This window comes from Psychrobacillus sp. NPDC093180, assembly GCF_044754065.1.
Classification (GTDB): domain Bacteria; phylum Bacillota; class Bacilli; order Bacillales_A; family Planococcaceae; genus Psychrobacillus.
The window spans coordinates 62,714-82,582 of sequence record NZ_JBIVOJ010000017.1; the positions used below are offsets into that span (position 1 = coordinate 62,714).

General features: G+C 37.1%; 21 protein-coding genes and 1 pseudogene. 17 read left to right on the plus strand and 5 right to left on the minus strand.

What is annotated here, in order from left to right; all coding sequences use genetic code 11:
* Positions 1–362: 362 nt before the first annotated feature.
* Entirely contained in the window at positions 363–605 is a 243-nt protein-coding gene (locus tag ACIP9W_RS20205; RefSeq protein WP_400792944.1) for a hypothetical protein, read from the plus strand.
* 61 nt (positions 606–666) lie between these two features.
* Here ACIP9W_RS20205 and ACIP9W_RS20210 read toward each other — a convergent pair whose 3' ends face one another.
* Complete coding sequence (locus ACIP9W_RS20210) at positions 667–1,548, minus strand: LysR family transcriptional regulator (protein WP_400792946.1); 882 nt, start codon at positions 1,546–1,548, stop codon at positions 667–669.
* Between the two features lie 104 nt (positions 1,549–1,652).
* Between ACIP9W_RS20210 and ACIP9W_RS20215 the strand changes: the two genes are divergently transcribed.
* The 9 genes and pseudogenes from ACIP9W_RS20215 (at position 1,653) to ACIP9W_RS20255 (ending at position 10,708) form a co-directional block, all read left to right on the plus strand.
* The gene (locus ACIP9W_RS20215; protein ID WP_400792948.1) at positions 1,653–2,729 is read left to right on the plus strand and encodes a citrate/2-methylcitrate synthase; all 1,077 of its coding nucleotides are present in this window, start codon (positions 1,653–1,655) and stop codon (positions 2,727–2,729) included.
* 196 nt (positions 2,730–2,925) lie between these two features.
* Positions 2,926–3,452, plus strand: a pseudogene (locus ACIP9W_RS20220) (DUF3885 domain-containing protein).
* Positions 3,452–3,991 carry a histidine phosphatase family protein gene (locus tag ACIP9W_RS20225; protein WP_400792969.1) on the plus strand — a complete coding sequence of 180 codons (540 nt, stop codon included), beginning with the start codon at positions 3,452–3,454 and terminating at the stop codon, positions 3,989–3,991. The pseudogene ACIP9W_RS20220 and the gene ACIP9W_RS20225 overlap by 1 nt, the downstream one beginning before the upstream one ends.
* A 694-nt stretch (positions 3,992–4,685) precedes the next feature.
* Positions 4,686–6,440, plus strand: a complete 1,755-nt coding sequence (locus ACIP9W_RS20230) for an ABC transporter ATP-binding protein (RefSeq protein ID WP_400792949.1) — start codon at positions 4,686–4,688, stop codon at positions 6,438–6,440.
* Complete coding sequence (locus ACIP9W_RS20235; protein WP_400792950.1) at positions 6,440–8,224, plus strand: ABC transporter ATP-binding protein; 1,785 nt, start codon at positions 6,440–6,442, stop codon at positions 8,222–8,224. Before ACIP9W_RS20230 ends, ACIP9W_RS20235 begins: the two co-directional genes overlap by 1 nt.
* A 165-nt stretch (positions 8,225–8,389) precedes the next feature.
* Positions 8,390–8,764 carry a hypothetical protein gene (locus tag ACIP9W_RS20240; protein WP_400792951.1) on the plus strand — a complete coding sequence of 125 codons (375 nt, stop codon included), beginning with the start codon at positions 8,390–8,392 and terminating at the stop codon, positions 8,762–8,764.
* A 300-nt stretch (positions 8,765–9,064) separates the two neighbouring features.
* Entirely contained in the window at positions 9,065–9,775 is a 711-nt protein-coding gene (locus tag ACIP9W_RS20245) for a cytochrome c biogenesis CcdA family protein (protein ID WP_400792952.1), read from the plus strand.
* 43 nt (positions 9,776–9,818) lie between these two features.
* Positions 9,819–10,187, plus strand: a complete 369-nt coding sequence (locus tag ACIP9W_RS20250; protein ID WP_400792954.1) for a response regulator — start codon at positions 9,819–9,821, stop codon at positions 10,185–10,187.
* 29 nt (positions 10,188–10,216) lie between these two features.
* Positions 10,217–10,708 carry a CcdC family protein gene (locus tag ACIP9W_RS20255; protein WP_400792956.1) on the plus strand — a complete coding sequence of 164 codons (492 nt, stop codon included), beginning with the start codon at positions 10,217–10,219 and terminating at the stop codon, positions 10,706–10,708.
* A gap of 269 nt (positions 10,709–10,977) precedes the next feature.
* Here the strand turns inward: ACIP9W_RS20255 and ACIP9W_RS20260 are convergent, their stop codons facing one another.
* The gene (locus ACIP9W_RS20260) at positions 10,978–11,433 is read right to left on the minus strand and encodes a DUF2621 domain-containing protein (RefSeq protein WP_400792970.1); all 456 of its coding nucleotides are present in this window, start codon (positions 11,431–11,433) and stop codon (positions 10,978–10,980) included.
* A gap of 116 nt (positions 11,434–11,549) precedes the next feature.
* Between ACIP9W_RS20260 and ACIP9W_RS20265 the strand changes: the two genes are divergently transcribed.
* The 4 genes from ACIP9W_RS20265 to ACIP9W_RS20280 all read left to right on the plus strand — a co-directional run bounded on the left by ACIP9W_RS20265 (position 11,550) and on the right by ACIP9W_RS20280 (position 12,875).
* A complete protein-coding gene (locus tag ACIP9W_RS20265; protein ID WP_400792957.1) occupies positions 11,550–11,765 on the plus strand; it encodes a DUF1659 domain-containing protein in 216 nt (71 codons plus the stop codon).
* Positions 11,766–11,786: 21 nt separating this feature from the next.
* Positions 11,787–11,999 (plus strand): DUF2922 domain-containing protein, encoded by a 213-nt coding sequence (locus ACIP9W_RS20270; protein WP_142536931.1) that lies wholly within the window; start codon positions 11,787–11,789, stop codon positions 11,997–11,999.
* 57 nt (positions 12,000–12,056) lie between these two features.
* The gene (locus ACIP9W_RS20275) at positions 12,057–12,179 is read left to right on the plus strand and encodes a YvrJ family protein (RefSeq protein ID WP_142536932.1); all 123 of its coding nucleotides are present in this window, start codon (positions 12,057–12,059) and stop codon (positions 12,177–12,179) included.
* 105 nt (positions 12,180–12,284) lie between these two features.
* Entirely contained in the window at positions 12,285–12,875 is a 591-nt protein-coding gene (locus ACIP9W_RS20280; protein WP_400792958.1) for an SCO family protein, read from the plus strand.
* 27 nt (positions 12,876–12,902) lie between these two features.
* Here ACIP9W_RS20280 and mscL read toward each other — a convergent pair whose 3' ends face one another.
* Positions 12,903–13,292, minus strand: a complete 390-nt coding sequence (gene mscL / locus ACIP9W_RS20285; RefSeq protein WP_400792959.1) for a large conductance mechanosensitive channel protein MscL — start codon at positions 13,290–13,292, stop codon at positions 12,903–12,905.
* Positions 13,293–13,467: 175 nt separating this feature from the next.
* Here mscL and ACIP9W_RS20290 point away from each other — a divergent pair, with 175 nt between their 5' ends.
* A complete protein-coding gene (locus ACIP9W_RS20290; RefSeq protein WP_282244686.1) occupies positions 13,468–14,163 on the plus strand; it encodes a lytic transglycosylase domain-containing protein in 696 nt (231 codons plus the stop codon).
* Between the two features lie 19 nt (positions 14,164–14,182).
* Here ACIP9W_RS20290 and ACIP9W_RS20295 read toward each other — a convergent pair whose 3' ends face one another.
* On the minus strand, positions 14,183–14,431 hold the full coding sequence (locus ACIP9W_RS20295; protein ID WP_282244687.1) for a GlsB/YeaQ/YmgE family stress response membrane protein: 249 nt from the start codon (positions 14,429–14,431) through the stop codon (positions 14,183–14,185).
* A 736-nt stretch (positions 14,432–15,167) separates the two neighbouring features.
* Complete coding sequence (gene yfkAB, locus ACIP9W_RS20300; RefSeq protein ID WP_400792960.1) at positions 15,168–16,277, minus strand: radical SAM/CxCxxxxC motif protein YfkAB; 1,110 nt, start codon at positions 16,275–16,277, stop codon at positions 15,168–15,170.
* Positions 16,278–16,406: 129 nt separating this feature from the next.
* Between yfkAB and ACIP9W_RS20305 the strand changes: the two genes are divergently transcribed.
* A complete protein-coding gene (locus ACIP9W_RS20305) occupies positions 16,407–16,910 on the plus strand; it encodes a DinB family protein (RefSeq protein ID WP_400792961.1) in 504 nt (167 codons plus the stop codon).
* 116 nt (positions 16,911–17,026) lie between these two features.
* A complete protein-coding gene (acnA, locus tag ACIP9W_RS20310; RefSeq protein WP_400792963.1) occupies positions 17,027–19,735 on the plus strand; it encodes an aconitate hydratase AcnA in 2,709 nt (902 codons plus the stop codon).
* The last annotated feature ends 134 nt before the right edge of the window (positions 19,736–19,869 follow it).

Here is a 19,869-nt window from a genome sequence, read left to right on the forward strand (position 1 = left end):
GTTTGATCGTTTCCATACTTACTTTTTCTAAAGAAAAAAAGTAAACCACCCCTGAGCTTACCGGCAATCGGGTGGTTTACTAATCTTCACTGCTGATCGCCTTTGAAGCGATGCTATGGCATTACAGGAACGTTTGGTGTTGTCGCACCAAGCGTTCTTTTTATTTTATCCTGTGTCTACTACGATTATAACATCATTTAAGAGTTTGAGTAAATAAAAGCAATCCATCATATGAAATGCTAAGTGGAGCTTCTATACTTTCCAAATTGTGAGCTACAGCTGACTGAAGCAATCATTCACTTGTTAGATAGATTGAAACTTTTTGTTGAATAAACCGTAAACATTCATAGGGAGGTGAGCACTTGAAAAAATATTTGCTGTTCATGATGAGTTTTGCTGTATTATTTTTTATATTGCAAATAGGATCGGGGATGTTACTTACGCTACTAAATACACCAGAAATAACATCGACTGGCGCTGGCATGTATTCTGAAGTTGACTTTGGAAATGCATCACCCATTTATTTAGTAGGTGCAGTTTTAGCTGCTACCATCGCATTTTTCCTTTCACAAACATTTACTTTCAAAAAGAATGCATCTATATAAGCTTTTAAATGAATATAAAAGGGGAGCACATATGTAATATGGTGCCCCCTTTTTTGTTTTACTATCGAAAATAATACGTTGAAATAAGGTCGATGAAGTCTTTTTCCAAATCCCCTTGTCTTTTTACAATAATGTAAGTAGAGACGGAAGGTAATTCAAATAGATTAAAATGTGGTTGCATCATTTTACCTTCGATTAGTTCTCGTCTAATAATCGAGTGTGGCAAAAAAGAAACACCTAGTCCATCTTGGATGAATCTTTTGGTTATATGGGCTTGTGTTACTTTCATCGTTCGAAGGCTGACAATATGTTTATTCAATTGCAATAAAAGGTCGTCCCAAAAGACGGGATGGTGATGCGTAAATAGATAATTTTTCTGCAGAACGTCTTTAATATCAATAGGGGGACCACTTTCTTCATCATATTCATCGAAAGGCATAATAAATAATATAGGATCCTCATAGATTGGGATAGATTGTATATTTCTTTGCTGTGCTTCCAGTGCTGAAACACCTATATTGACCTCTCCTTGCTCCACCAGTTGTTCAATATGATGCGATTCTTCTATACGAATACTTATTTCCACATCCGGATGATGTTTCATAAAAGAACGTAAAACATTTGGTAGGATCGTTTCCGCCATAAGTGGTGAAATGGCAATACTCCAGTTGCGGCGAAATCCCTGTGCAAATGCTTGTACTTTGCCTACACTATTTTCAATACGGTTCACTATTTGCTCCGCCTCTGTTAAAAAGAACTTGCCTGCGTCTGTTAGTGAAACTCGATTATTTTTTCTCTCAAAAAGAGGGGTACCTAAATGTTCTTCCAATAACCGAATATGAACAGTAACGCTCGGTTGGGACAACATTAATTTTTCGGATGCTTTTCGAAAGTTGAGCGTTTCTGCCGCAATGCAAAATGTCTTAAGCCATTGATACTCCATAGTTTCACCTACTCGATTAATAATGTTAATTAATTTAATTATATATATTTAATTTTCATTATCAACTAACGCTCATATACTAAAATAAAAGGAGATGGTTCAATATGTATCAAAGAGGGCTAAAGGATATAGTAGCGGTGCATACGAACATCGCATCTGTAGAAGGAAACATAGGAGAGCTATGGTATAGAGGGGTTAAAGTCGATGAATTGGTACCAAATCTTTCGTTTGAAGAGCTAGCAAACTTTCTTTGGACTGGAAAACGGACAAGCGCCACTCTTCAAAACGATAGAGAACTTCCGAATCATATCAAAAATATTATTGACTCACTACCAAAAGAAACTCTATTAATGGATGCTATGAGAACAGCAATATCTGCGTATGCCCATAGGGAATTCAAAGAAAAAACGATACAGGAACAAGCTATCATACTGACAACTGCTTTACCAATCATTGTGGCAAGACATTACCGAAATCAGCATGATCTCCCAATAGTAGATGCGGATGAGAATTTATCCCATACAGCGAACTATTTATGGATGATAAATGGAGAAGTCCCAAGTGAAGTACAAGTGGAAGCACTGGAGACCTATTTAAAGCTGACGATGGAGCATGGTTTAAATGCTTCCACATTTGCAGCAAGAGTAACGATTTCGACGGAATCTGATTTAACAGCAGCCATTACATCTGCACTTGGAACGATGAAAGGACCACTTCACGGTGGTGCCCCGTCTGGCGTTATCGATTTACTAAATGAGTTTAAAGACCCTTCCTCCATTCGAGCAATTGTAGAGAATAAAATCAAGCATGGAGATAAAATAATGGGGTTCGGCCACCGCGTTTACAAAACAGAAGATCCACGTTCGATTCTTTTGCGCGAAAAATGTTTGCAGCTACAAGGAAAAGACGCCTGGTTAGACTTAGCGACAATAGCCGAAAAAGAGATTATCGATTTACTCGCTGAGCACAAGCCAGGACGTAAATTGTATACGAACGTGGAATATTATGCAGCGGCCATTATGCGCTCGATTGATATGCCGGCAGAGCTATTCACTCCTACGTTCAGTGTAGCAAGAATGGTTGGCTGGACTGCACATGCTATTGAGCAGATTAATGACAACACTATTTTCCGTCCCGAATCTGTTTATGTAGGCGAACTTAAAGAAGAAATAAATATATAAAAAGAAACACACGAAGAATTATGCTTTTCTTCGTGTGTTTTTTTCGTTCTATTAAAAATGGAATCACTTATAATGAAAAGGAAGATTAAGGAGAATGTGGTATTAAGAAAGGGAGCGTGAAAATGGATTTAGCACAATTTATGGAAAAAATTAACCGAATCTAAAGTTAAGTTCGCCTTTATTTTATGAATGGAATATTGGGATTCGGTTTGAACTTGGCGTTAACATGCAAGAAAATCATTATTATATGCGAGGTGTGTATGACCGAGCGATCACATTATTTCGCGCATTACATAAAGACGAGGATGAGATATGTATCGTAGCAAACGTGCATAATTTTGGAAGAATCCCAAAGTCACCAGTTTTATCGAAATATATACGAAACAAATCTGTATTGTATCAAATACAACATCGTACCATTCCCTATGTTTTTCCCGAGGACAATGGACGACCGAGCGATATTGGCTAGTATGTAAGCCTTCCGATATCCATTTTACGTTAATGTTAAAGGCAATTTGCAATCAAGATATGGGAATAAAACCGATGATGTATCATGATATCTTCTTTATTAATATGGACCGGAAAACAATTTATCATGTGTATGACGACCGTGGGTGTGATGTGATTGCAACTTCACCTGATTCTATACGGAATATGTATGATACTTTTAATGATTGGATTCTAGATTATGATCGACAAAAGATTAATGGGGTGTTTAAGTGATGAAAAGAATATATTTAATCAGGCATTGTAAAGCAGAGGGCCAAGAAGAAAATGCAAATCTTACTTCCGAGGGTTACAATCAAGCAATGATACTGAGGGATTATTTTGACAATGTGAAAATCGACAAAATAATATCTAGCCATTATATAAGAGCAGTTCAATCCGTTGAATCTTTGGCTGAAAATAAAGATATGGACATTATAAAAGATGTTAGACTCTCGGAAAGGATACTGAGCACGGAGAATTATCCCGATTGGCTGGAAAAACTGAAGATGACCTTTCAAGATAAATCATTAACATTCATTGGGGGAGAATCTAGCAACGAAGCGCTATGTAGAATCGCTTCAGTTTTGGATGAAGTTATAAATTCTTCTGAAGAAAATGTTATTCTCGTCACACATGGGGCTATTATGTCTTTGTTATTAAACAGCATGGATGAAAGCTTTGGTTTTGAACAGTGGCAGTCTTTATCGAATCCCGATATTTATTTGATTGAAGTGCAAGAAGGGGAAAGAACATTTAAGCGAATATGGAATTGAAATAGAAGCGTATGTAATGCGCTATATAAAAAAGCAAGCAGAAAAATAATTTGCTATTTTATGTTTGTTTTTTTCGTTGGTTGGGAAATTATAGGAGATTTTGGCGCGGTGGAGCTTCGGCCGCGGCACTATATTCCTAAAATTATGGAGTTACAGGATAAATATAACCCAAAAATGGCTAAGGGAAATCAAACTATTGTCGAAAGCAATCAATTCTAGTCTGAAAACAACCAAACAATGGTTGAGAGCAACTAGTGACAATCTGAAAGCAACCAAATTACCTCTGAGAGCAACCACTTTCTCATAAATAAGTTTACTTGGAATGAGATGCCCTAATAAAGGATCCTAATTTAGGATTATTTTACAAAACCTATTACAGGGATCGCGGTTAAGCGTCGCCGATCGCTCATCACTTCCCCTATGAAAAGCGTGCGTTAGCCATGCAGAGGTCACTTCATTCAACTCACTATCGCGTAGTATCCCTATAAGCTAAATTGAGCAGAGGTAGGAGCTCTAGCACTTTTCTTCTTTGAGTACTCTTTCGCTTAGTTTGATTTACTATAACAATTTATTGTAAAAAGTTTTCGAAAATAAAGTTTCAACTTCCGAAATAATTTCTCCTAATCGTCTTCCGAAATGTATGAACATTTGCTAAACTATATTAGTCTTAATATAGAAACATGGGGGAAAAAATGTGAGAGTATTTTTGGATTTAGGATGGTTTTTTAAAGAAAGAAAAAAGCAATATTTAGTGGGCATTTTAATGCTTATGCTCGTCGCTTTTTTGCAGCTGATCCCTCCTAAAATTATTGGGTATGTTGTAGATGAAATTAGTGCGGGCACATTAACGATTGCTATCTTATTGAAATGGCTTGTAATTTTAGCGGTAGCTGCTATTGGTATGTATGTTTTACGTTACTACTGGCGTATTATGATTTTTGGTTCAGCCATTTTTTTAGCAAGGCAGCTGAGAGAAAGGTTGTTTCGTCATTTTACGAAAATGGCTCCTTCGTTCTATCAGAAAAAACGAGTGGGAGATTTGATGGCTCATGCTACGAATGATTTGTCTGCAGTTCAACAAACGGCGGGAGCTGGTGTACTAACACTTATCGATTCCATCACAACAGGTGGATTTGTTATTGCGGCGATGGCTATAACGATTAACTGGAAGCTGACGTTGATCGCGCTTATCCCTTTACCACTTATGGCTATCTTAACGAGCTATTACGGTAAGCTATTGCATCAACGTTTTCGTTATGCGCAAGAAGCATTTTCCAATTTAAATGATAAAGCGCAAGAAAGTATTTCTGGTGTAAAAGTCATTAAAACATTCGGTCAAGAAAAAGAGGATACCGAAGATTTCGTGCAATTATCCCAAGATGTAGTGGATAAAAACATTCGCGTTGCTAAAGTGGATGCCTTATTTGATCCTACGATTTCACTTATTGTCGGCATTTGTTTCTTCTTGTCGATTATTTTTGGAACTCGATTTATTTTAGCCGATGAGATGTCAATCGGAGACCTGTTTGCATTCACTTCTTATCTAGGGCTACTCGTTTGGCCAATGCTTGCATTCGGCTGGTTATTTAATATCGTTGAGCGTGGTCGTGCTTCGTATGACCGTATTATGAATTTATTGGATGAAGAGATTGAAATTGATGATAAAGAAAATGCTCTGGAACAAAAGCCAGAGGGAAATATACAATTTCATGTGGATGAGTTTAAATTCCCAGGTGACGAAAGATCTGCAATCCATGATGTTCACTTTACGCTTAAACGCGGAGAAACATTAGGAATCGTCGGAAAAACTGGGTCTGGTAAAACAGCGATACTTAAACTGTTAATGCGGGAATTCGAAGGATATAGAGGGCAAATCTTATATGGTGAACACCCAATAGATATATACAAAAAACGGAGTTTGCGTGAAGCGATTGGGTATGTTCCTCAGGATCATTTCTTGTTCTCCACAACGGTAGCAGGGAATATTGCGTTCGCAAATGCAGGCGCATCTATGGAACAGGTGCATGAAGCTGCGAAACTTGCGTATATTCATGATGATATATTGCAGTTTACGGACGGATATAACACGGTAGTGGGTGAACGGGGAGTATCTTTGTCTGGTGGTCAAAAACAACGTATTTCCATTGCGCGTGCACTGATGATGGAGCCGGAAGTTTTAATTCTCGACGATTCATTGTCCGCTGTAGACGCGCGGACGGAAGAGGCTATACTAGAAGCTTTAAAAGCAAAACGACAGGATGAAACGACAATCATCACTTCTCATCGATTGAGTGCGATTCAGCATGCACATCAAATAATCGTTATGAGTGAAGGGACCATTAAGGAACAGGGGTCTCACGAACAATTGATGGAGTTAAAAGGAATGTATTTCGAAATGTATCAATTACAACAACTTGAATCGCTAGTAGAACAGGGAGGTGAAGCATAATGGACGAAAAACAGCTACAGTTAAGCGGAAAAGATCAGTGGAAGGTTTTCAAACGTTTACTCACCTATTTAAAACCCCATAAGAAAGTAATCGCTCTAGCTTTATTTTTACTAATTTTGACTGTGATAGGGGACATTTTAGGCCCTTTTCTTATCAAGGTATTTATGGATGATTATTTAACTCCACGAAATTTCCCGACTGGTCCCATAGTCGGTTTAGCACTTGGCTACGTCTTCATACAAGTTGGTAATGTCATCGTGAGCTATTTTCAATTACTAAGGTTTCAAGAAATTGCGTTAAAAATTATCCAACAAATGCGAATCGATGTTTTTTCAAAGGTGCACAAGTTAGGCATGCGATACTTTGATAAAACACCAGCTGGAAGCATTGTATCTCGCGTAACGAATGATACCGAAGCGATTAAAGATATGTTCGTGAGTGTATTAGTGGCATTTGTACAAAGCGGATTTTTAGTAATCGGTGTATATATCGCTATGTTTATCATGAATGTAAAACTAGCGCTGGTTACAATTGTTTTATTGCCGATATTATTTTTCATCATTACAACGTATCGAAAGCATAGCTCGATTGTGTACCAAGATTTGCGTGAAAGACTGAGTCAACTAAATGCGAAGCTGGCGGAATCATTGCAGGGAATGACAATGATACAAGCGTTCAGACAAGAAGATAGATTGCAAGATGAGTTTAACGAAATTAATGATAAACATTGGAATGCCGGTAAGCGTAATATCAAGTTAGATAGCTTGCTGCTTCGACCAGCAATCGATTTAGTGTACGCATTGGCCATTATTATGGTCCTTAGCTATTTTGGGATTATTTCGATGAATAATGTAGTAGAAGTTGGAGTTATATATGCGTTCGTTACTTATATTGACCGATTCTTTGAGCCTATCAATCAAGTGATGCAACGTTTGTCAATATTCCAACAAGCGATTGTTGCCGCTTCACGTGTATTTAAATTATTAGATGAAGAAGATCTGGCACCTTCTCAAAAGGATGTAACAAGTGCAAAAATTGAACAAGGAAAAATCGAATTTCAAAATGTCACTTTTTCTTATGATGGGAAAACAGATGTGCTAAAGCATATTTCGTTTACTGCAGAACCTGGCCAAACGGTAGCATTAGTAGGGCATACGGGAAGTGGGAAAAGTTCCATTATCAACTTGCTGATGCGTTTTTATGAGTTTGAACAAGGGGATATTAAAATTGATGGGCATTCTGTGAAAGACTTTCAGGCGGAAGAAATTAGAGAAAAAGTAGGGCTCGTCCTACAAGATCCATTTTTGTTCTATGGGGATATTGAAAACAATATTCGACTACATGATAAAGAGATGAGCGATGAGGAAGTAAAAGCAGCTGCAGAATTTGTGCAAGCAAATATATTTATAGAAAAGCTTCCGAATACGTACAAGCAAAAAGTAACAGAGAGGGGCTCTACTTTCTCAAGTGGACAAAGACAATTAGTTGCTTTTGCACGTACAATCGCAACGAATCCAAAAATCTTAGTATTGGATGAAGCTACTGCTAATATTGATACTGAAACGGAAGTTGCGATACAAAGCAGTTTAGAAAAGATGCGTAAAGGACGTACAACGATTGCGATTGCCCATCGTTTAAGTACGATTGCCGATGCGGAGCTTATTCTTGTTCTGCATCATGGGGAAATTGTGGAGCGTGGTACTCACCAAGAACTACTCAACCAAAAAGGTTTATATCATAAAATGTATCTATTACAAAACAATGTGGTGGATGATATCGCCTGAGTATTACAATCTAATAACCCAGCAAGAGGTTAAACACTCTTGCTGGGTTATTAGATATTAATTTACAAAAGTTATTCATATTCGCAACGACCAATCACCGAGCAACCGACAAATTTTCTATTGTGATACAATAATTGTGGAAAAAAAGAAAGGTCGTCTTAATAAATGTATTCAATAATAGAATGTTTAAAAATGGTTACAGAGCAAGGTCAAAACGTTGTAGCGTGTGCAAAGGAATTAGAGCAACTAGCTAGGAAAACTGGGAAGGAACGCTCCGATTTATTTGAAAGGTATTGTGCTAATCAGCATTCATTCAATGTGTACACATATATGAATTCTATCATTGAGAACTTAGAGGAGGTTCTTGTATTTCAACGAAAAATAGCTTTGTTTGGAGCAGTTTTTGTAGATACTAGAATAGATTATGAGGCAAATGTGAATACGCAAGATGCAACGAAAGCGTATGAAGACTTAGTTGTAGCATTTCTAGAAATGAAAACTGCATTGCAGTATCTGGAAAAATCACAAAGTGCAAAATAATCCCTTCTAATCCGAAATTCACCTACCTATATCTTATAGTGGGTGATTTTTTTGTAAGGATTTAAAGTAATCAGTGGGGAGGAAGACGATTGATTAAATTAGTAGTAGAATTTGGGCAATGAGTCAAAATGAATAATTTACATTCCAGTCTTTCACAAAGGTTGAAGATTTGCTAAACTTAAAAAGTCTTAATTAAATATAATCAGTTAAAAGAGTCAAAAAGCTGTCACAAGCAATTGTAGAGTCAAAGCGAGGTAAATTTGGTACGATAGGGACAGTAAATCGGAAAGGAAGACAGCCGTGAGTACCGACATTAATCTTTTATTGGCATTTGGAGCCGGATTTTTAAGCTTTATCTCTCCTTGTACACTGCCATTGTATCCTGCATTCTTATCTTATATTACGGGAATGTCACTAGAAGAAATCAAAACAGACAAAAAATTGATGCAAAAAAGAGGAATGTTACACACATTATTCTTTTTGTTAGGATTTTCCATTATATTCGTTGCAATAGGATTCGCAACCTCTTTAGTAGGCACATTCTTTATCCAATATGGAGATTTGCTACGCCAAATTGGTGCAATTTTCATTGTCATTTTTGGATTGATCATCGTTGGTATATTTAATCCAGCATTTTTAATGAAAGAAAAACGCCTACACTTTAAAAATCGTCCTTCTGGATTTTTAGGAACTATTCTGATAGGGATGGCATTTGCAGCAGGATGGACACCGTGTACGGGACCAATTTTGGCTGCAGTCATTGTAATGGCAGGGTCAAATCCAGATGTTGGTATATGGTATATGCTAGCATATGTATTAGGATTTGCGATTCCATTTTTCGTATTATCTTTCTTTGTTACAAGACTTAACTGGATTCGTAAAAACAGTAATTTAATCGTAAAAGTTGGCGGTTATATAATGATTGCCCTAGGTATCTTATTGTTTTTTGACGGTTTAGAATATATTATACGTGTTTTGAGTCCGTTTTTTGGTGATTTTACAGGATTTTAACCGTATGAAGAATTTTAGATTTCATTGGTGAGGGGGCACGAGTATGAGAACCGTATTAGTAGTGGATGATGCAATTTTCATGCGAACTACGATTAAAAGAATGCTTGAAGAACATCAATTTGACATAATTGGTGAAGCAGCTAATGGTCAAGAAGCAGTTGAAATGTATAGAAAATTATTACCAGATGTAGTAACAATGGATATTACAATGCCAGGTATGACAGGGATTGAGGCAGTTAAAGCAATCATCTCTGAGCATCCAGATGCAAAAATAGTGATGGTTACTGCTCTTGGACAACAAAAACTAATAGTAGATGCACTAGAGTCCGGCGCCAAAGATTTCATAACTAAACCATTTAACCTTGAACAAATAGTGCAAGTGTTAAAAAATGTGACAGCCGACTCAGAATAGATGCATTAGAATTGAAGGATATGATATATATGATATTTGAAAAAATTTCACCAAACGTAATGATCATTGTTTCTACGGTGTTTGCGATCGGAATGGGGATAGCGGTTACGACTATAAGAGCGAAATCTGCCAAACGTCCGGCAAGTGTGAAGAAAATATTGTTGCCTCCTCTTTTTATGTCTACTGGAGCACTGATGTTTATCTTTCCTTTTTTTCGAGTAACAGGGTTAGAATTTTTAGAGGCGATAATTGCAGGAATATTGTTTTCCACTGTGCTGATTTGGACTTCCAAATTTGAACGTAGAGATGGAGAAATTTATTTGAAGCAATCCAAAGCATTTATTTTTATCCTGTTCGGGTTGTTAATCATACGAATTATTGGAAAGCTAGTGCTTAGCTCTACAATTAATGTTGGGGCACTTAGTGGCATGTTCTGGATATTAGCATTTGGTATGATAGTCCCTTGGAGAATTGCGATGTATATGCAATTTAGAAAAATACAAAAAGAAGTAAGTTTGTAAGAAAAGCGCAAGAGCCTATCTCTGCCCCGACAGGCAAATGGGAATGGGGTAGGTCTGCAAAGTCCGCCACATCTTGTGGCAAAGCAGATATAACCCGCATCGTGCGGGCCAAGGAGGCAGCTCCTCAGCCACCACAAGCGATTTTGTTTGCGACGAGCTGTGCGCAGGAGCAGCTTTTTCACATTTGACCCCGAGGGGCAAGGCGCTGGAGCTGGATCAATAATAAAATAGAAAAACGAGCATTCCTGGAAATAGGGATGCTCGCTTTTTTATTTTCCTCTAGGCATATCGGCTGATAGCTCGAAAAACCGTTCGTATGGTGTAACATCGATTTTTAGTTCCGCTAGTTTTTTGCGTAAAAATTTATGATCTCGCTTAGGTGTTGCAATAATATAACCTCGGATTAACAGCTCCCGTGTAATAGAAGTCGCTTTTTCCTCTAATGCTAATTGCCCGATTTTACCTGCGATTTTTTGTTTTGCTACCGGTCTAAATAGTTCAGGGACTGGACTAACTAATTCATTTAACAGTACTTTTTGGTCCTCATTCCATAAATGTATCGTGTTGTTGACATAATACTCTTCCCAATCTAGCACAGACTTTCCATCATCCTTAGGCAAAGCTTTTAAAAATTTTCGGAACATAAAAAATCCGCCAATTGCCATTAAAGATACTAATACGACCACCCAAAAAAGTATAAACCATAAAAACCAACCATTTAACAATCTATTCACCTCAATCTTCTTAACAATAGTATAAGATGTTCTCAAGAATATTTCACTAGGAATGTATCCTTTCGATCAAATAGTTTCTATCTACTAGTTGAAAGGAGGTGATACACATGGCGAACTTAGAACACAAAGAAGCAGTATTAAAGCTGATTTATGAGGCAGGATTGACAGAAGACGGCAAGATGAAGACAAAATCCAAGTCTTACCGCAATTTACAAGCTGCTGCAACGGCAGATCAATTAGAAGTAGTAGCTACCGCATTAACAAGCTTTACAGATAGTCCTTATATTGGGGCTGAGAAAATTGAGACATCTAACTTAAACTAATAATGATAGGGAGGAGACAGTATGGCTAAAACATTGCAGTTACAATTTGAAGCAGCAAACGGAAAAAACATGATGATATCCGTGGACGAACCAAAAGAATCACTTACTTCAGAAGAAATACAAACAGGCATGGATGCAATTATCAGTAGTAATGTTTTTCAAGTGGAAGGATCGACTCTTGCACTAGCCAAAAGTGCAAAAGTAGTAGAACGAAACGTAACAGATATTATTTAATACAAAATGACTCTCCGTTCGGCGGAGAGTCATTTTTTAAAAGGGAGATGCATAAGAATGGAACAATGGCTTGCAGTTATTCAAGATGTTGGTTTTCCTATTTTTGTATCATTTTATTTGATGCATAGAGTGGAACACAAACTCGAAGAAATTAAAAATGCATTATTATCATTAAAATAACATTCCTATTCACAAAACTGTTGAATTAATAAGAGCCAATGTAGTTGAATGAAACAATTTGTTTCGTTAAGATAAGGCTATAATAGAAAAGAGAGGTCTCATTCCATGAAAAAATTATTAGCAATGCTATCTATCACTTTGCTTATACTTGCAGGGTGCGGAAGTGGAGGTAATTTTGAAGCGCAAACGAATTGGAAAGTAGAAGATTTCAATTACAAAAACCAACGTGGTGAAGCTGTTTCACTAGATGATTTAAAAGGTACCGTTTGGCTAGCAAGTTTCATCTATACGAATTGTACAACAGAATGCCCATTAATGACCTTCAATATGAGCGATATCCAAAAGGAACTTGTGGATAAAGGAATAGAAGATTATAAGATTGTTTCTTTTACAGCGGATCCTGAGTACGATACACCAGAAGTATTAAAAGAATTTATTAGTAATTATGACGTTCCAGATGAAAGCAAATGGAATCTTTTAACTGATTACTCTCAAGAGGATATTAAAAAATTTGCAGCGGATAATTTTAAAACAGCTGCTATAAAAAATCCCGTTGATAATGTAGTAATGCATGGCATGTCCTTCTTTTTGGTTGATCAAAACGGTGTCGTTGTGAAAAACTATGATGGTTATCAAGATGTACCAAAAGAAGAGATTGTAATGGATGTAGAAGCATTAATTGCAGATGGAAAGTAAAAAAGAACCCTCATCGGGTTCTTTTTTTTATGCATTATTTTGCTTTTTAAGTAAGTCTCTGATTTCCTCTAATAATACTTCTTTGGAATCTACAGGTGGAGCTTCTTTTGTAGCTTCCACGACATCTTCTTTTCGTTTAAATTTAGATAATAAGCGAATAAACAAAAAGATAGAAAAAGAGATGACGATAAAATCAAAAACTGACTGGATAAAATTACCGTATAAAATTTCTGTTTCCTTGTACTTAAATGACAAGGAAGTGAAATCAACGCCATTTAATAGAAGTCCAACTAGCGGAGTAATAATATTTTCTACCAATGAAGATACAATCTTCCCAAAAGCAGCACCAATAACAACTGCTACAGCCAAATCTAGTACATTTCCCTTAAAAGCGAAATCTTTAAAGTCTTTCCACATATATTATCACCTCCATTGTGCCATACTACAAAAAAATGCTAAAAATGTATAGGGAGTTTCGACATATTTAGACTACTTTTTTGCAAGAAAACATGCTATTGTTTTCTTTGAGTGAAAGACGGGTAAGATAGACGATGACACAAAAGTATTACGTGAAATAGGTGAATAAAGCTATATGAAGCAAAAGAAGGGCACATCCTATAAAGCTAAAGCTTGGATACTTGTATTACTTCTTCCCATTACGATTACCGTATATATACTGTTGATCATCGGGTGGAAAGAATTACAGAGGATACCGGTAGTAATGGAATGGGCAGAATCCATTCATTTAAAATCATTTTCTCAAGAAAAATTAGATATCCCCGAAGAATATATTGCAATCTACCAACAAGCAGAAGAGATATATGGTGTGCCATGGACACTACTCGCTGCCCATCATCGAATGGAAACTATATTTTCAACCATGGATCCGCTGCTTTCTCCAGTAGGAGCAGAGGGGCATATGCAGTTCATGCCCTGTACCTTTGTAGGCTGGTCCCATCCTAGCTGTAGCGGGTTAGGACAAGGCGATATTCCTGAAAAGGATAAAGTGAATCCCGAAATAATTGCAGAGTACGGAGGATATGGTGTGGATGCAAATAAGGATGGGGTAGCTGATCCTTATGATATAGAAGATGCCATTTTCAGTGCAGCAAACTATTTAGCAGCAAGTGGAGCGGCTGATGGCGAATTAGAAAAGGCTATCTTTAATTACAACCGGAGCGATAAATACGTAGAAGATGTGTTGTATTTTTACCATTTATACGAAAGTCAGTTGGAAGCACTCCAATCTGCCTCTGCTTTACAAACAGAAAAAAAGGATGGACTCTAATTGGAGCCCATCCTTTTGCTTATTTACGTGTGGATTTTAAAATAAGACTCAAAATGAATACTAAAATAATGGCACCGATTAATGCAGGAATGATCGCCATATCCCAAACAACTGGACCAAAGTCTGAGAAGATTAGCCCACCAATCCAAGCACCAATAATACCTGCGATGATATTACCGATAATACCTCCTGGAATGTCTTTTCCTAATATTAAACCTGCTAGCCATCCAATAATACCACCGATTATTAAATATAAAATGAATCCCATATTCATTCATCTCCTTGTAAGAATGTTGTATTGCTGTACATTCTTTATATAACCAAGCGTGAGAAAAATTAAACATGTGATCATTATTTTAATTCGACCTGTACCTTATTATCAAAGCTCCTCCTTAGGATAGAAGCCGCAACGGCTGACTCATGAGCGACTATAGAACAGCATGAAGGTGTATGCAACACAAATATCCTGACATATGAATTTCTTCAATTGAACGTTCAGATAGAAAGAAGGTGCAAATTAGTAAACAAAAGAAACTATATCGATTTTTATCCATTCAAATAATGGTCACTATATAATGCACGTCCTGTCGTGTGTCGAATATTATGAAGAGGAAATAATATATGCGTTGGATGGAATGGTTTATTTTCGTCGTGTAACTCTGCAGCCATAACGAGCTAGTAGTATACTTTTTCAACTAAAAACACTTCTTCCTTAATAACTTTTGGTAAGAATGAATAAAATAAAAACCCTATAGTATAATGTAAATTTACTATTCAAAATATTTTGCAATTTTAAAAGGTAGGGTGTATAATAACAAAAAAAGGGAGTGGAGAATATGGACATTGAAGTGACAAAGAAGTTAAATAAGCAAGGGGTATGGTTCGCGATTCTCCATACAGTATTCATTTTAAATTTAGCAATAGACATATTTTCATTACACTAGAATGATAATTTATAAATACAAAACGACCAAATGTATCTTACTCATTTGGTCGTTTTACTTTTATATTACAGAACCACTTTCAAACTTGGTTTCTTTATAATACATATTTTTTACTAGAATGTTAGGGCCTAAGCATTTTACTGCTGGACAATGACAATTCAATGACTTAGATAGTGGGGAAGCGAGCCATTTATCAAAAATAGCAGGAAGAGTATTCGTTTGAATATTTCCGAGCTTCGGTGCATCTCCAAAATCCGTTACAATGACTTCACCCGAAAAAATATTAATATTTAAACGAGATCTGCCATCAGGATCGTTACGCACTGAAACATTTTTGGATTTCTTTAATTTATTTAAAAGTTCTAGACTTCTTTCATTTTGACTGCAAGGGTAAAACGGCAGGGTTCCAAATAGCATCCAAGTGTTTTCATCTCGATAATTTAATAGTTGCTCAATCGCATCATGCGTTTCTTCTAACGTAAGCGTTGTTAGTGTGCTGGCGTAGTCTGAAGGGTACATTGGGTGAATTTCATGCCTTGCGCATTTCATTTCTTCTACTACCTGCTTATGGATATGCTCCAAATAGGGAAGTGTTTTTTTGTTTAACATTGTCTCTGCTGAAACCATAACCCCTGCTTCTGAGAGCATTCGACTATTGTCGATCATTCGCTGAAACAATTTCGCACGTTGCTCATATGTCGGTTTTCTATCCATCATCGCAAAGCCAGTTTCAACAAATTCGTCAATTGTACCCCAATTATGCGAAATATGTAGGACGTCTAGGAACGGAGCGATCAGTAAATATCTATCTGTATCTAACGTTAGATTGGAATTTATTTGTGTTCGGACACCGCGACTTTTAGCGTACTTTAAAAGTGGCAGCACATAATTCATAACAGATTTCTTGGAGAGCATTGGTTCTCCGCCTGTAATGCTAATTGTTTTTAAGTGAGGTATCTCTTCTAGTCTTGTCAAAATTAAATCGATAGGAAGTGCCTCATCATCTTTTGTTTGCAGCGTATATCCAACTGCACAGTGTGCACAGCGCATATTGCAAAGATTAGTTGTAGTGAACTCAATATTGGATAATGTAAGTTTGCCGTGCGTTTCGATGTCACGATAAGCTTCCCACGGATCATTGGTTGGTGTCATTTTGTTTTTTGTAAGCATGTAAAACTTCCTTTCCAATATGATATTGTCTCATACTCTTATGAAAATGAAAATATAACTCGGCGGAAAGATTGCACGGAGGTGCGATGGGGTATAAGATAAATAACCAGATAAGAGTGGAGGAATAACATGTTTATTGGAAAAAATAATGAAATTAGAGCTGCCCTTTTTCAGCAAGTGGATACATTGACGGATTTAGAATTCAACAAAAAACCAGACCCCGAATCTTGGTCTCCAAAAGAGATCATCGATCATTTGGTAAAAATGGAGCAAACAATTACAAAAGGGATAAAAGCTCAATTAGCTAATCCAGAAAGTCCGAAAGCAAAGAAAAAACCAATACAGCTTTCGACATTACGATTCATAAAAGTAAAAGCGCCGAGCCATACAGTGCCTACTTCAGATTACGAAACGAAGGAAAAGATGAAGCTATTACTTCATGAAGCTAGAATGGAATTACTTTCTGTCTACACATCCAGTAATCTTAATGCATTAAAAACAAAATCATTGAAACACCCTGTTTTTGGGAAAGTTCCACTAATTCAATGGTTTCCTTTCGTTGGACTGCATGAGAAAAGACATTTACAACAATTAGAAAATACGATTGAGAAACTAAAAGGTCATAAGCAATAATTATCACTTATAATAATTTTAATGTAATTTACTTATCGACTTTATTCGAGTATGATTGAAGTTGGAGAGAAGTCACTAGAATAGAGTCTTTTCAATAGACATTAGGAGGAAAAGTTATGGCAAAAAGTAATTTACACAACAGCCGTGCTTCTTTTTCTGTAAATGGTAAAGAGTATAACTACTACCGTTTAGCAGCTTTAGAAGAAGCTGGAATCGCAAATGTTTCACGCCTTCCTTATTCAATCAAAGTATTATTAGAATCTGTTTTACGTCAATATGACGGCTATGTAATTAAAGATGATCATGTAAACCAATTAGCAAAATGGGGAAAAGATGCAGATACAGAAGCGGAAGTTCCATTTAAACCTTCACGTGTAGTACTACAAGATTTCACTGGGGTTCCAGTAGTTGTAGATCTAGCATCACTACGTTCTGCGATGAAAGAAATGGGTGGAAACCCAGACAAGATTAACCCTGCAATTCCAGTTGACCTTGTAATCGACCACTCAGTACAAGTAGACAAATACGGTACTGATACAGCGTTAAAAGTAAATATGGATCTTGAGTTTGAACGTAATGCAGAGCGTTATAATTTCCTTAAATGGGCACAAACATCTTACAACAATTTCCGCGCTGTTCCACCAGCAACAGGTATTGTTCACCAAGTAAACTTAGAGTACTTAGCGCCAATCGTGCATGTAAATGAAGATGCAGATGGTACATTAGAAACTTTCCCGGATTCAGTAGTAGGTACTGACTCTCATACAACAATGATTAACGGTCTTGGTGTATTAGGATGGGGTGTAGGTGGTATCGAAGCAGAAGCAGGAATGCTTGGACAGCCTTCATACTTCCCAATTCCAGAAGTAATTGGAGTTAAACTAGTAGGAGATCTTCCAAACGGAACAACTGCTACTGACTTGGCACTTAAAGTTACTCAAGTATTACGTCAACGTGGCGTAGTTGGTAAATTTGTTGAGTTCTTCGGTCCTGGTGTATCTAAATTACCACTAGCTGACCGTGCGACAATTGCAAATATGGCTCCTGAATATGGTGCTACTTGTGGTTACTTCGCAATCGATGAAGAATCACTTAACTATTTACGATTAACTGGTCGTGAAGAAGATCATATCGCTGTAGTAGAAGCATACTTAAAAGCAAATGATATGTTCTTTGATCCAACATTAGAACCTGTTTATACAGATGTAATTGAAATCAACCTAGCTGATATTCAAGCAAACCTTTCTGGACCAAAACGTCCGCAAGATTTGATTCCACTTTCTGACATGAAAGCTCGTTACCATGAAGCAGTTGTTGCTCCTCAAGGTACACAAGGTTTCGGTTTATCAGAAAAAGAATTCGACAAAACGGCAACTGCTAAATTTGCAGATGGTGATGTAACAATTCCAACAGGTGCTGTAGCAATCGCTGCAATCACTTCTTGTACAAATACATCTAACCCATACGTAATGCTAGCGGCTGGTTTAGTTGCGAAAAAAGCAGTTGAAAAAGGCTTAACAGTTCCTGCTTACGTAAAAACTTCTTTAGCACCAGGTTCAAAAGTTGTAACTGGTTATCTAGAAGATTCAGGACTAAACGAATATCTTGATAAAATTGGTTTCAATACAGTTGGTTACGGATGTACTACATGTATCGGTAACTCAGGTCCATTACTACCTGAAATTGAAAAAGCAATCGTTGACGAAGATTTATTCGTAACTTCTGTTCTTTCTGGTAACCGTAACTTTGAAGGTCGTGTACACCCACTTGTAAAAGCTAACTACTTGGCTTCACCGCCATTAGTTGTTGCTTATGCACTTGCTGGTACAGTAGATATCGATTTACAAAAAGATTCATTAGGAAAAGACAAAGATGGCAATGACGTATTCTTTGCAGACATTTGGCCTTCAACTGATGAAGTAAATGCAGTGTTAAATAAAGTAGTTACTCGTGAACTATTCCAAAAAGAATATGCACGTGTATTTGATGAAAACGAAGCATGGAACGCAATTGAAACGTCAACTGAGTCTCTATATTCGTTTGATGATACATCAACGTATATTCAAAACCCACCGTTCTTCCAAGGATTGTCTAAGGAGCCTGGTGATATTCAAACACTTGCAGGACTTCGTGTCGTGGCGAAATTCGGTGATTCAATCACTACTGACCATATTTCACCAGCAGGTGCGATTGGTAAAGATACACCTGCAGGGAAATACCTACGCGAAAATGGTGTAGAAATCCGTGATTTCAACTCTTACGGATCTCGTCGTGGTAACCACGAAGTAATGATGCGTGGTACATTTGCAAACATCCGCATTCGTAACCAAATCGCTCCAGGTACAGAAGGTGGATACACTACTTACTGGCCAACTGGCGAAATTATGGCAATCTATGATGCTGCAATGAAATACCAAGAAGAGGGTACTGGTTTAGTAGTTCTTGGAGGAAAAGACTACGGAATGGGATCATCTCGTGACTGGGCAGCTAAAGGGACAAACCTTTTAGGTATTAAAGCTGTTATTACAGAAAGCTTTGAGCGTATTCACCGTTCAAATCTAGTAATGATGGGTGTTTTACCACTTAATTTCTTACCAGGTGAAAACGCTGATACATTAGGTTTAACTGGTAAAGAAGAAATTAGTATTAATATTGCAGAAGGTGTTAAACCTCGTGATATTTTACAAGTTACTGCTAAAGCAGAAGATGGTACAGAAAAACAATTCAATGTACTTGCTCGCTTTGACTCCGAAGTAGAAGTTGATTACTACCGTCACGGTGGTATCCTTCAAATGGTACTACGTAACAAAGTATTAGAAGCATAATTAAATAGAAAAGAGCCTAATTCACTTGCTGAATTAGGCTCTTTTGTGCGCTTGGCAGCGCTTTTCTCTAACGGGTGAAAGTCCCTAACATGCCGTAGTGGCGGAAGTGTATAGCTGACTGGTAGTGCGGGTAT